At 69.8% G+C, this 11,463-nt stretch carries 11 protein-coding genes; 6 read left to right on the top strand and 5 right to left on the bottom strand.

Annotation, left to right across the window (positions count from 1 at the left end; translation table 11 throughout):
- The first annotated feature begins 9 nt into the window (after positions 1 to 9).
- From A9G05_RS13705 to A9G05_RS13690, 5 genes are all read left to right on the top strand, one after another.
- The gene (locus A9G05_RS13705) at positions 10 to 765 is read left to right on the top strand and encodes an ABC transporter substrate-binding protein (protein WP_069561512.1); all 756 of its coding nucleotides are present in this window, start codon (positions 10 to 12) and stop codon (positions 763 to 765) included.
- Positions 752 to 1,429: a TIGR02281 family clan AA aspartic protease gene (locus A9G05_RS13700; RefSeq protein ID WP_069561511.1), complete on the top strand. Its 678-nt coding sequence runs from the start codon at positions 752 to 754 to the stop codon at positions 1,427 to 1,429. The genes A9G05_RS13705 and A9G05_RS13700 overlap by 14 nt, the downstream gene beginning before the upstream one ends.
- A 120-nt stretch (positions 1,430 to 1,549) precedes the next feature.
- Entirely contained in the window at positions 1,550 to 2,164 is a 615-nt protein-coding gene (gene ribA / locus A9G05_RS13695; protein WP_069561510.1) for a GTP cyclohydrolase II, read from the top strand.
- Positions 2,161 to 2,580, top strand: coding sequence for an MFS transporter (locus A9G05_RS26630; RefSeq protein ID WP_083265732.1), 420 nt, complete (start codon positions 2,161 to 2,163; stop codon positions 2,578 to 2,580). The genes ribA and A9G05_RS26630 overlap by 4 nt, the downstream gene beginning before the upstream one ends.
- Positions 2,580 to 3,386, top strand: coding sequence for a cobalamin-binding protein (locus A9G05_RS13690; protein ID WP_083272581.1), 807 nt, complete (start codon positions 2,580 to 2,582; stop codon positions 3,384 to 3,386). The genes A9G05_RS26630 and A9G05_RS13690 overlap by 1 nt, the downstream gene beginning before the upstream one ends.
- A gap of 228 nt (positions 3,387 to 3,614) precedes the next feature.
- On the opposite strand, the gene dxs is transcribed toward A9G05_RS13690, so the two are convergent.
- The 4 genes from dxs to A9G05_RS26625 form a co-directional block, all read right to left on the bottom strand.
- Positions 3,615 to 5,537, bottom strand: coding sequence for a 1-deoxy-D-xylulose-5-phosphate synthase (gene dxs, locus A9G05_RS13685; protein WP_069561508.1), 1,923 nt, complete (start codon positions 5,535 to 5,537; stop codon positions 3,615 to 3,617).
- A gap of 114 nt (positions 5,538 to 5,651) precedes the next feature.
- Positions 5,652 to 6,188, bottom strand: a complete 537-nt coding sequence (locus A9G05_RS13680) for a hypothetical protein (RefSeq protein ID WP_240915809.1) — start codon at positions 6,186 to 6,188, stop codon at positions 5,652 to 5,654.
- 288 nt (positions 6,189 to 6,476) lie between these two features.
- Complete coding sequence (locus tag A9G05_RS13675) at positions 6,477 to 9,746, bottom strand: carboxyl transferase domain-containing protein (RefSeq protein ID WP_069561507.1); 3,270 nt, start codon at positions 9,744 to 9,746, stop codon at positions 6,477 to 6,479.
- Positions 9,743 to 10,000 carry a hypothetical protein gene (locus A9G05_RS26625; RefSeq protein ID WP_256548401.1) on the bottom strand — a complete coding sequence of 86 codons (258 nt, stop codon included), beginning with the start codon at positions 9,998 to 10,000 and terminating at the stop codon, positions 9,743 to 9,745. The genes A9G05_RS13675 and A9G05_RS26625 overlap by 4 nt, the downstream gene beginning before the upstream one ends.
- Here A9G05_RS26625 and A9G05_RS13670 point away from each other — a divergent pair.
- Positions 9,999 to 10,904 (top strand): phosphatase PAP2 family protein, encoded by a 906-nt coding sequence (locus A9G05_RS13670; RefSeq protein WP_069561506.1) that lies wholly within the window; start codon positions 9,999 to 10,001, stop codon positions 10,902 to 10,904. The two genes, A9G05_RS26625 and A9G05_RS13670, sit on opposite strands and share 2 nt — an antisense overlap.
- A 4-nt stretch (positions 10,905 to 10,908) precedes the next feature.
- Here A9G05_RS13670 and A9G05_RS13665 read toward each other — a convergent pair whose 3' ends face one another.
- Complete coding sequence (locus A9G05_RS13665; protein ID WP_069561505.1) at positions 10,909 to 11,295, bottom strand: hypothetical protein; 387 nt, start codon at positions 11,293 to 11,295, stop codon at positions 10,909 to 10,911.
- Positions 11,296 to 11,463: the final 168 nt, after the last annotated feature.

Here is an 11,463-nt window from a genome sequence, read left to right as displayed (position 1 = left end):
GACGGTACGATGCTCCGCAGGTTCCTCGGTGTGTTTTCTCTACTGCTGGCTTCCTCTGCCTGGGCAACCGAAGGTTCTGCCGCAGCGCCCGAGATCGTCATCGCCTCGGAGGTCTGGGCCGGCCACACCAATGCCGACGGCAGCGGCCTTGGCTGGGACATCCTGCGCGCGGTCTACGAACCGGTGGGTGTACGGCTGAAGATCCGTAACGAGCCCTACACCCGTTCGGTGGGGCTGGTGCAGCGTCACGAGGCCGATGCCTGGATGGGCGCCTACCGCGACGAAGTCGCCGGTGCCGTCTACCCCCGCTGGCACTACGACGCCGACCAGATCAGTGCCCTTGGCAAGGCCGGTGCACCGGTCCCCAGCCTAGAGACCCTCGGTCACTATCGCCTGGTGTGGATTCGCGGCTACGACTACCAGCAGTACCTGCCAAACCTGAAGCACTTCGAAGAAATCCAGCGCAGCAGCGGTATCCTCTCCATGCTCGATCTCGGGCATGTGGACTACTACATCGATGCCCGCACCGAGATCAACGGGCTGCTCGCCCAGACGGCTCATCCGGAGCGCTACCAGGCCACTTTCCTGACCTCGCTGCGGCTCTACGTCGGTTTCGCAGCCAACGAACGCGGCCGCGAGTTCGCTGCCTTGTTCGACGAGCGCATGGAGCGTCTGGTGGCGAGCGGCGAACTGCGCCCGTTCTACGCCCGCTGGAAGCAACCCTACCCCTTCGACCCACCGGAGAAACCCCATGCGTCGCGTTGAGCTGTCCTGCCTTGGCCTGTTGTTGATGGCCTGTACCAGCGCCTGGGCCGAGCCCGTGGTGCAGGTGGTGGGGCTGTTCCCCAATGCGGCGGTGATCAGCGTCGACGGCCAGCGCAAGCTGGTGCGGGTCGGCCAGACCGGCCCCGGCGGCGTGCAGGTGGTCAGTGCCGACAGCAAGGGCGCCGTCCTGCGCATCGACGGCGTCGAGCGGCCCTATGCCCTCAGTCGCGAATACAACAGTGCCGCCCCGCCCCCGAGCAGTGCCGGCGCCGCCGCGCCCGCGCCGCGCAAGGCGCAGATGAGCATCGCCCGGAGCAACAACGGGCACTACATGGTGGCTGGCGCCATCAACGGTCACCCCGTGCAGTTCATGGTGGACACCGGTGCCACCAGCGTGGCGATGAACGAGAACCAGGCGCGCATGCTCGGCCTCGACTACCGCGTCGAGGGTAAACCGATGACCGCCAGTACCGCCGGCGGCAACGTGCGTGCCTGGCGGGTGCGCTTTGACCGGGTCAAGATCGGCCCGCTGGAAGTGCTCGGCGTCGAAGGCGCGGTGGTGGAGGGCGATGCCCCGGTGGACGTGCTGCTGGGCATGAGCTTCCTCAACCAGGTGCGCTGGCGCGAGGACCAGGGCGTGCTGCGCCTGGAGTCCAAGTTCTAGGGCTTCCGAGCGGAGCCGACCGGCCAAGCCTTTCGATCCTTATCCCCAACTATTCAGTCTGACGGGCCGGCAGACGCTGCTGATACAATGCCGGCCTTTCGCAAACCCAGGAGAACCGTGGTGTCCGTCGTTTTCGTCGCCGCCTCCCAACTGCCCACGCCCTTTGGCCTGTTCACCATGCACGGCTTCCTAGACGAGGAAAGCGGCAAGGAACACGTCGCCCTGACCATGGGTGATATCGCCGACGGCCAGCCCGTGCTGGGGCGCCTGCACTCCGAGTGCCTGACCGGCGATGCCCTGTTCAGCCTGCGTTGCGACTGCGGCTTCCAGCTTGAGGCCGCCCTGCGCGCCATCGCCGAAGCCGGCCGTGGCGTGCTGCTGTACCTGCGCCAGGAAGGCCGTGGTATCGGCCTGTTGAACAAGATCCGCGCCTACGAGCTGCAGGACGGCGGCGCCGACACCGTCGAGGCCAACGAACGGCTGGGCTTCGGCGCCGACCAGCGTGAGTACGCCTTCTGCCTGCCGATGCTCGAACACCTGGGCATCAGCAGCATCAAGCTGATGACCAACAACCCGCGCAAGGTGAAGGCCCTGGAAGGCTTCGGCATCCGCGTCGCCGAACGCGTGCCGCTGCAGACCGGCCTCAACCCGCACAACAAGAAGTACCTGGCCACCAAGGCCGGCAAGCTCGGCCACATGCTGGGCAGCCTGCACCAGGGCGAAGTCGAGCTATGACCCGCAGCCAGGTTCGCCGTCTGCTGGCACTCGAATGGTGGGCGCATCTGGGCGCCGCCCTGGGCCCGCTGTTCCTGGTCAACCTGCTGTTCGGCTCCGGTGACCCGGTGTTCCCGGCCCTCGAGATGCCCCTGTTCGTCGCCGCGCTGTTCTCCATGTTCATCAGCCTGCCGCTGTTCCGGGGTTACAAGCGCGCACTCATCGCCACCGAAAAGGCACTGGACGGCGACCACGAGCGCGAAGCCTGGATCGAACTGCGCCGGGTGCGCCGCATCGCCCTGCTGGGCGCCGGCCTGCCCGCCTGGGTCGGTGCCGTCGCCGTGTTCGCCGGGCTCAACGCCGTGGCCCTGGTGCTGCTGGCCCTGAGCAGCGCCGTGGTGCTGTCGCTCTACCGCATTCCCCGCCAACTGGCCTGATGCGCTGCCTGCTCGGCCTCCTCCTGCTGGGCCTGGCGCTGCCCGCACTGGCCGATGACGGCGCCCGGCGGGTGGTCAGCCTGGCCCCGTCCCTCAGCGAAATCATGCTCGAACTGCACGCCGAGGATCGCCTGGTGGGCGTGCTCGACGGCGGCGAGCGCCCGGCGGCCCTGACCGCGCTGCCCAGCGTCGGCCACTACGGCCAGGTGCAGCTAGAGCGCGTGGTGGCCCTGGCGCCCGACCTCATCCTGCTCTGGCCTGACAGTGTTGGCGCGCCCATGCAGCGGCGCCTGGAACAGCTCGGCATCCCCTTGTTGGTGATCGAGCCGCGCCGGCTGGAGGAACTGGCGGACGTCTTCGAACAGATCGGCCCCCGGGTCGGTCGTGGCGCCGAAGGCCAGGCCCTGGCCCGGCGCTTCCGCGACGGCCTGGCCGAGCTGCGCCAGCGCTACCACCGCGAGCCGCCGCTGCCGGTGTTCTACCAGGTCTGGGACCACCCGCTGTACACCCTGGGTGGCCGACAGATCGTCAGCGACGCTCTGGCCCTGTGCGGCGCGCGCAACCTGTTCGCCGACCTCGACCTGCCGGCGCCCCAGGTCGGCATCGAGGCCGTACTGCAGCGCCAGCCCCGCGTCATCCTGGTCAGCGAGCCGGCCCATGCCGCCGCCTGGCAGGCTTGGCCGCAATTGCCGGCAGTGGCCGCCGGGCAGGTCTGGGCGGTGCCCGACCGGGGCCTGGAACGCCCCAGTTTCCAGATGCTCGGGGCCACCCGCGCGCTGTGCGAACGCCTGGCTCAGGCACGCTAGCGCTCTCTTGTTAAAACCGCGAAGCCCCACCCGGTTGCGCCCCATCGGCACCTGGCAGTCGCAGGTCGGAGGCACCCTGAACCGGCAGGAATGGCCGGAAGAATGCGGCCCAGAAATCCGTAGGCGGTTGAGGAAGGGCGGCGGCGACAGGAAAGGGGGCGAAGGGCTGTTCCGCCAGAGGTGAATCACCGGCCCGGCTGCGCCACAGCGGCGCAGCCGAGTCCCGGGTTACAGCCCGGCAGCCTTCGAAGGCGCCTGCGGCTCCAGCAAAGCCAGGCGCTGGCGCACGGCGGCTTCGATGCCCGCCTCGTCCAGGCCGCACTCGGCCAGCATCTGCGCCGGCTTGGCGTGTTCCACGTAATAGTCCGGCAGGCCCAGGTGCAGCACCGGCACCTGCAGGTTCTCGTGGGCGAGGAACTCGCTGACCGCAGCACCGGCGCCGCCCATCACGCTGTTCTCTTCAATGGTCACCAGCAGCCCGTGGCTGCCGGCCAGCTCCCGCAGCAGCGCTTCGTCCAGGGGTTTGACGAAGCGCATGTCCACCACCGTGGCGTCCAGGCGCTCGCCCACCTGCAGGGCTTCGGCCAGTTGCACGCCGAAGGCCAGCAGGGCGACGCCGCTGCCACGGCGGCGAACCACTGCCTGGCCGATCGGCACTGGCGCCAGTTCTGGCTCGATGACCGCGTTGGGGCCGCTGCCACGGGGGTAGCGCACCGCCGCCGGGCCCTGGAAGTGGTAACCGGTGGTCAGCAGCAGGCGCAGTTCGTTCTCATCGCTCGGGGTCATCACCAGCATGCCGGGGATGCAGCGCAGGTAGGACAGGTCGAAGCTGCCGGCGTGGGTCGGGCCGTCTTCGCCCACCAGGCCGGCGCGGTCGATGGCGAACAGCACGTCGAGGTTCTGCACCGCCACGTCATGGACCAGTTGGTCATAGGCGCGCTGGAGGAAGGTGGAGTAGATCGCCACCACCGGCTTCACGCCGTCGCAGGCCATGCCGGCCGCCAGGGTCACGGCGTGCTGCTCGGCGATGGCGACGTCGAAATAGCGCTCCGGGAAGCGCTCGGCGAAGGCCACCAGGTCCGAGCCTTCCTTCATCGCCGGGGTGATGCCCACCAGGCGCGGGTCCTGGGCGGCCATGTCGCACAGCCACTGGCCGAAGACGTTGGAGTATTTCGGCCCCGACGGCTTCTTCGGCGCCGCCGGGGCATCCAGCGGCTCCAGCTTGGTGATGGCGTGGTAGCCGATGGGGTCGACCTCGGCCGGGGCGAAGCCCTTGCCCTTCTTGGTCACCACATGGAGGAACTGCGGGCCCTTGAGGTCACGCATGTTGCGCAGGGTGGCCACCAGGGTGGGCAGGTCGTGGCCGTCGATGGGGCCGATGTAGTTCCAGCCCAGTTCCTCGAACAGCGTGCCGGGAACCAGCATGCCCTTGGCGTATTCCTCGGTGCGGCGGGCGATCTCCCAGGCGCCGGGCAGGCGCGAGAGCACCTTCTTGCTGCCCTCGCGCATGCTCGCGTAGGTGCGGCTGGAGAGGATCTTGGCCAGGTAGTTGGACAGCCCGCCGACGTTGTGGGAGATCGACATGTCGTTGTCGTTGAGGATCACCAGCATGTCGGCCTGCACGTCCGAGGCATGGTTAAGCGCCTCGAAGGCCATGCCGGCGGTGAGCGCGCCGTCGCCGATCACGGCGATGGATTTGCGCCCCGAGCCCTGCATGCGGGCGGCGATGGCCATGCCCAGGGCCGCGCTGATGGAGGTGCTGGAGTGGCCGACGCCGAAGGTGTCGTACTCGCTCTCCGAGCGACGCGGGAAGGCGGCGATGCCGTCCTTCTGGCGCAGCGTGCCCATGCGCTCGCGGCGACCGGTGAGGATCTTGTGGGGGTAGGCCTGGTGGCCCACGTCCCAGACCAGCCGGTCGTCGGGCGTGTCGTAGACGTAGTGCAGGGCGATGGTCAGTTCGACCACCCCCAGCCCCGCGCCGAAGTGCCCGCCGGTCCGGCCGACGGTGTAGAGCAGGTACTGGCGCAGTTCGTCGGCCAGGGTTTCCAGCTCGGCCTCGCCCAGCCGACGCAGCGCGTCCGGCGTCTCCGCGCGGTCGAGCAGGGGCGTGAGCGGGCGCTCGCGGGGAATCTCATGGAACGTCGTGGGCATCAGGCTAATCGTTATGGGTGCAAAAAGATGCGGCAGTTTACCTGATGCCGCTTTGCCTGCCCAAGACATGGTGTCGGATGCCCGGCCTCGCCGCGTCGGGCATCCGATGACAGGTCATTTCGGTTTCAGGTCATGGCCCCAGAGCCGGATGAGGTGGGGTGACTCGCTGGAGGCCTCGAAGTGGAAGACCTGGCGCACGCCGACGTTGGCGGGAACGGTCAGCTCGTCCGGGTTGTTGCCGGCGGCAAGTGGGCTGGAGTAGCCGTCCGCATCGATGGCAATCAGGCTGCCGCCGTCCAGCAGGTTGATGATCCGCAGCGGTTTCGCGGTGCGGTTGCGGAACCCCAGGGTGACCGCCAGGCCGCTGCCACGCGGCTCCATCCTGAGCAGCTCGACGCTGCCCACCTGGGTCAGTTGCTCGTAGTCGGCGACCACGGCCGCACCATCGATGCCTTCGGTATTGATCCGGCCTTCGGTGATGCCCTCGGACACGCCACCCAGCAGGTGCTTGCCCGCTGAAATGGCCGAGGAAACCGCCGCCTTGGTCGATTCCTTGAGGGAGTTGCCGGCCGCCGGCTCTTCCGCCAGGCATGGCAGGGCAGCGGTGAGGGGCAGGATCAGCAGGGCCGAGCAGAGGATCGGGTGGCGCACAGGGAGGCTCCTTCTAGTCGTGCAATGACCCGCCGACGCTAGGCGCCTGCCTCCCCGGCAACAAGACCGGCGAAGATGCTTGGGAAATTTCCGCGAGCCGGAACGGCCACCCCGTGCCACTGCCGGCCCAATTCAGCCGCGATCAGGCCCGGCACAGGCGTTTCGCTCCCACTTGGCTCCGTAGCCCGGGCTTCAGCCCGGGGCTTGCTCGATACCTGGGTTGCTTCGCGAGCAGCGCTCATTCCTGCGGCAGGGCCTGTAGGAGCGAGCTCTGCTCGCGAAGGCGGCCTACCAGGTGTCCACGAACGATCGCCTGCCGCCTTCCGGTGCGGAAGAGGGCGCGGTGGCGTTGAGGCCGCGCAGGAGCCAGGCGCGGGTCTGCTCCGGGTCGATGACGGCGTCGATCTCCAGGAAGCTGGCCATGTTGATCGCCGTGCCGTTCTGGTAGGCCTTGTCGACCATCCTGCGGAACAGCCGCTCGCGCTCCCCGGCATCCTCCACGGCCGCCAGCTCTTTGGCGTAGCCCAGGCGCACCGCGCCTTCCAGCCCCATGGCGCCGAACTCGCCGCTGGGCCAGGCGACGGTGAACAGCGGCGAATGGAAGCTGCCGGCGGCCATGGCCTGGGCGCCCAGGCCGTAGCCCTTGCGCAGCACCACGGTGAACACCGGCACCTCCAGTGCGGCGGCGGCGACGAACATGCGCGAGACGTGGCGCACCGTGGCCTGCTTCTCCGACTCCGGGCCGACCATGAAGCCGGGGGTGTCGCACAGCGACAGCAGCGGCAAGCCGAAGGCGTTGCACAACTGCATGAAGCGCGCGGCCTTGTCGCCGGCCTGGGCGTCGATGGCGCCGCCGAGGTGGGCGGGGTTGTTGGCGATCAGCCCGAAGGGGCGTCCCTCGATGCGGATGAAGGCGGTGATCAGCCCCGGTGCGAAGGCGCGGCGCAGTTCCAGCACCGAGTCCGCGTCGGCCAGGGTCTCGATCAGCGCGCGGATGTCGTAGACCCGCAGGCGGTTCTCCGGGATGGCGTGGCGCAGCGCACGCTGGTCGGCGCAGCGCCAGTCCGCCAGGCGGCCCTGGAAGTAGGACAGGTAGCGCTTGGCGGCGGCCACCGCTTCGGCCTCGTCCTCCACCAGGATGTCGATCACCCCATTGGGCGCCTGCACGGCGGTCGGGCCGACCTCTTCGGCGCTGTAGCGACCCAGGCCGCCGCCCTCGATCATCGCCGGGCCGGCCATGCCGATGCTGGCGTTGCGGGTGGCGATGATCACGTCGCAACAGCCCAGCAGGGCCGCGTTGCCGGCGAAGCAGCGACCGGAGACGACGCCCACCAGCGGCACCTGGCCGGAGAGCCGGGCCATGGCGACGAAGGTGTGGCAGTCCAGCCCGGCGACGCCGACGAAGTCCGAGTCCCCCGGCCGACCGCCGCCGCCCTCGGCGAACAGCACCAGGGGCAGGCGCCACTGTTCGGCGAGGCCGAGCATGCGGTCGGTCTTCTTGTGGTTCATCACCCCCTGGGTGCCGGCGAACACCGTGTAGTCGTAGGCGATGGTCATGCAGCGGGCGGCCTCGGCGCCGAAGGCGTCGGCGTTGACCGTGCCGATGCCGGCCACCAGGCCGTCGGCCGGGCTCTGCTCGATCAGCTCCTCCAGGCTGCGGCGCCGGCGCTGGGCGGCCAGGGCGAGGGCGCCGTATTCGATGAAGCTGCCGGCGTCGAGCAGGTCGTCGAGGTTCTCGCGGGTGGTGCGCTGGCCGGTCTTGCGGCGCTTGGCCACCGCCTGGGGGCGGCGTTCGTCGCGGGTGATGGCGTGGCGTTCGAGCACTTCGGCGAGGTCGGCGCGGATGTGCGCCAGGTCCAGGCTTTCCTCGCTGGCCACCGCCTCGCCGTCCACCTCTGCAGGCTCCAGGTAGAGCAGCGGCGCGCCTTCGAACAGGCTGTCGCCGGGCCGCACCGCCAGGGCGCGTACGCGGCCGCTGTGGCTGGCCTTGACCACGAACTCCATCTTCATCGCCTCCAGCACCGCCACCGGCTGCCCCAGGGCCACGCTGTCGCCTTCGGCCACGTCCAGGCTCACCAGCACGCCCTGGCTGGGGGTCAGCAGCGGCAGGCAGCCGGGCGGGGCGTCGATGCCGCTGGCCGATTCGACCTGTGGGGCGGCGCTGCTGACGAACAGGTGCGGGTGGGCGCTGGGCTGGGGCGCCAGCAGCTCGGGCAGGTGGCGTTCGAGGAAGCGGGTGTCCACCGGCGCCACCAGTTCGGGGCGGCGCAGCAGGTTCTGCAGCAGGTGCAGGTTGCTCGCCACGCCCTCCAGGCGGAACTCGCAGAGGGCGCGGTAGGCCCGGCGCAGGGCGGCGGGCAGGTCGTCGGCCTGGACGATCAGCTTGGCCAGCAGCGCGTCGTAGCGCGGGTTGGTGGTGCAGCCGGCGTAGCCGTGGCCGTCCACCCGCAGGCCCGGGCCGCTGGGCGGCTCGTAGGCGCTGATGGTGCCGCCGGCGGGGCGCGTGCTGCCGTCGGCGAGCTGGGTCTCCAGGTTCACCCGCAGCTGCACGGCGACCCCGCGCGTAGCCACCGGCTCGTCCAGGCCGAGGTCCTCCAGGCGGGCGCCAGCCGCCAGGTGCAGCTGGGCCTGGACCAGGTCGACGCCGGTGATGGCCTCGGTGATGGTGTGCTCCACCTGGATGCGCGGGTTGGCCTCCATGAACACGAAGTCGCCCCGGGCCGGGTCCACCAGGAACTCGAAGGTGCCCAGGCCCCGGTAGCCCGTCTCGCCGGCCAGGCGCAGGGCGGCGTCGAGCATCCCCTGGCGCAGGGCCGGAGCGAGATCGACGGCGGGGGCGATCTCCACCAGCTTCTGCTGGCGCCGTTGCAGGCTGCAATCGCGCTCCCACAGGTGGCTGACGCGCTCGCCGTCGCCGAGTACCTGCACCTCGATGTGCCGGGCGCCTTCGATGAGCCGTTCGACATAGAGGTGGTCACGGCCGAAGGCGGCGCGGGCTTCGGACTGGCAGCGGGCGTAGGCCTCGTCCAACTCCTCCGCCCGGTGCACCGGGCGCATGCCGCGCCCGCCGCCGCCGGCCAGGGCCTTGAGCATCAGCGGGCCGTGGCTGGCGAGGAAGGCGTGGGCCTCTTCCAGCGAGGTGGGGCGGTTGGTGCCGGCGGCCAGGGGCACGCCACAGCGCTCGGCCAGGCTGCGGGCGCGGGCCTTGTCGCCGAACAGCTCGAGAGCCTCGGGCGCCGGGCCGACGAAGCGGATGCCGACGGCCTCGCACTGGCGCGCCAGTTCGGCGTTCTCGCTGAGGAAGCCGTAGCCGGGGTGCAGGGCGTCGCAGCCCTCGCGGCGGGCGATGGCCACCAGTTGGGCGATATCCAGGTAGGCCGCCGGGCCCTGGCCGGCGAGGGCCACGGCGCGGTCGGCCTTGCGGGTGTGCAGGGCGGCGTGGTCGTCCTCGGCGTAGACGGCGACGCTGTCGATGCCCAGCTCGGCGGCGGCGCGGGCGATGCGGATGGCGATCTCGCCACGGTTGGCGATCAGCAGGCGTGCGAAGGGTCGGTTCACAGCAAGGGCTCCAGTTCGTTCTTCTTGATCTTCCCGGTGGCGGTCATCGGTATCGCCGGCAGCAGCCGCACCTCCGGTACTTTGTAGACGGCCATGGCGTCCTGGCACCAGGCGACCAGGCTTTCGGGCGTCTCCTCGGCGCCCGGCTTGAGCACGATGAAGGCCACCGGCTGCTGGCCCAGCTCGGCGGAGGCTTGCCGCTTCGCAGGTCCTCGCGTATCAGTAGGCGCCTTCTTCCTGAAAGGACTCGCCATGAACGAGCTGTTGCACAGTCTGGACTGGGTGCTGCCCCTGCGCAGCGACGCACTGACGCCGCTGATGCGCTTCTTCACCCTGCTGGGCTACGAGAAGTTCATCCTCTTCTTCCTGCCGCTGGGCTACTGGGCCTGGCAGCGCACGGTGTTCTTTCGCCTGCTGGTGCTGGTGGCCGTGACCGCGCTGCTCAACGCCTGGCTCAAGGACTACTGGCAGGACCCGCGCCCGGATATCGCCCTGCGCATGGACCACGAGGTGGGCGAGAGCTTCGGCCTGCCCAGCGGCCACGCGCAACTGTCGGTGGTGCTGTGGTTCTGGCTGGCGCTGGAAGTGCGCCGCCTGTGGTTCTGGGCCCTGGCCTGCGTACTGGTGGCGGGCATCCTGTTCAGCCGCCTGTACCTGGGCGCCCACGACATCGAGGACCTGCTCGGCGGCAGCGCCCTGGGCCTGGCGACCCTCGGCCTGTTCGCCCTGGCCAAGCGCTGGCGCTTCTGGCGCGAGGGCCCGGCGCTGGCTCACCTGGCGCTGGTGGTGGCGGTGGCTACGGCCTTCGCGCTCACCTGGCGCGGCGAGCCACCGAGCTACATACCGCTGCTGGCGGGGCTGATGCTGGTGGTGATCATCGGCTACCGGCGGGTGGGTTTCAGTGTGGCGGTGCCGCTGTGGCGGCGGGTGACGGCGGCGGTGCTCGGCGCGCTGGCCTTCATCGGCCTGCAGTGGGGGTTAAAGCACACCGGGCTGGCGCTGCACCTGGAGGGCCCGGCCTGGCAGGCCTTCCGTGGCCTGGCCATCGGCACCTTCGTTGCGGTGCTGGCGCCCTGGGTGCTGGTGCGCCTGGGCCTGCTGGCCCCTGTGCCGGCACGGGACGAGGCGCCGGCCGACGCCCTGCCCCGCGCCGCCTGAGCCTTCAGGCGCTGTGCTCCACCCGCAGCGGGTAGGCCGAGCGCTCGCTCTCGCCCTTCTCCGGCAGCACCGCCAGGAGCGACGCGGCCTTCGCCTCCAGGCGGTACCAGAGCCCGCGCGGGACCACATAGAGCGAGCCCGCCGGCAGGGGCTCGCGCACCAGCCCGATCACCGCCAGCAGGCTGATCGCCACGTCACCTTCCAGCACCTGCAGCAGCGCGTCGCCCTCGGGGTGGCGCTGCCACGGGCCTTCGCCGTCCAGGTGGCCCAACTGCACGCTGGCCGGGCCCGGCTGGAAGGGCGCGACCGGCTTCAGCTCGGCACAGGCCGGCGCGAAGGGATGGGGTTTGGGGATGCCGTCGAGCACGGCCTGGATGGATATCGCTTTCATGGGAGCCTCCCGGCGCTGGCTGTGAGTCCGGGGACGTTAGCAGCCAGAGGGTTCGGAGGTGTCCGTAAATCCTGTGCGTTAAATGCCTATGCCATTCGTGATTTATTTTTGAGCTACCGGAGTTCGCAATGATTGCGGTCACTTTGCTTGCTTTCTGACTGTTATTGC

This window comes from Pseudomonas sp. ENNP23 (genome assembly GCF_001728945.1).
GTDB lineage: Bacteria > Pseudomonadota > Gammaproteobacteria > Pseudomonadales > Pseudomonadaceae > Metapseudomonas > Metapseudomonas otitidis.
Note: the sequence above shows the minus strand (reverse complement) of the source record. Positions and strands in the feature narration are given on the sequence as shown.

What these genes read in the sequence shown, in the direction of transcription:
- A9G05_RS13705 (WP_069561512.1), top strand. Translation starts at nt 10, where the DNA reads ATGCTCCGCAGGTTCCTCGGTGTGTTTTCTCTACTGCTGGCTTCCTCT.
- A9G05_RS13700 (WP_069561511.1), top strand. Translation starts at nt 752, where the DNA reads ATGCGTCGCGTTGAGCTGTCCTGCCTTGGCCTGTTGTTGATGGCCTGT.
- A9G05_RS26630 (WP_083265732.1), top strand. Translation starts at nt 2,161, where the DNA reads ATGACCCGCAGCCAGGTTCGCCGTCTGCTGGCACTCGAATGGTGGGCG.
- A9G05_RS13690 (WP_083272581.1), top strand. Translation starts at nt 2,580, where the DNA reads ATGCGCTGCCTGCTCGGCCTCCTCCTGCTGGGCCTGGCGCTGCCCGCA.
- dxs (WP_069561508.1), bottom strand. Translation starts at nt 5,537, where the DNA reads ATGCCCACGACGTTCCATGAGATTCCCCGCGAGCGCCCGCTCACGCCC.
- A9G05_RS13670 (WP_069561506.1), top strand. Translation starts at nt 9,999, where the DNA reads ATGAACGAGCTGTTGCACAGTCTGGACTGGGTGCTGCCCCTGCGCAGC.
- A9G05_RS26625 (WP_256548401.1), bottom strand. Translation starts at nt 10,000, where the DNA reads ATGGCGAGTCCTTTCAGGAAGAAGGCGCCTACTGATACGCGAGGACCT.
- A9G05_RS13665 (WP_069561505.1), bottom strand. Translation starts at nt 11,295, where the DNA reads ATGAAAGCGATATCCATCCAGGCCGTGCTCGACGGCATCCCCAAACCC.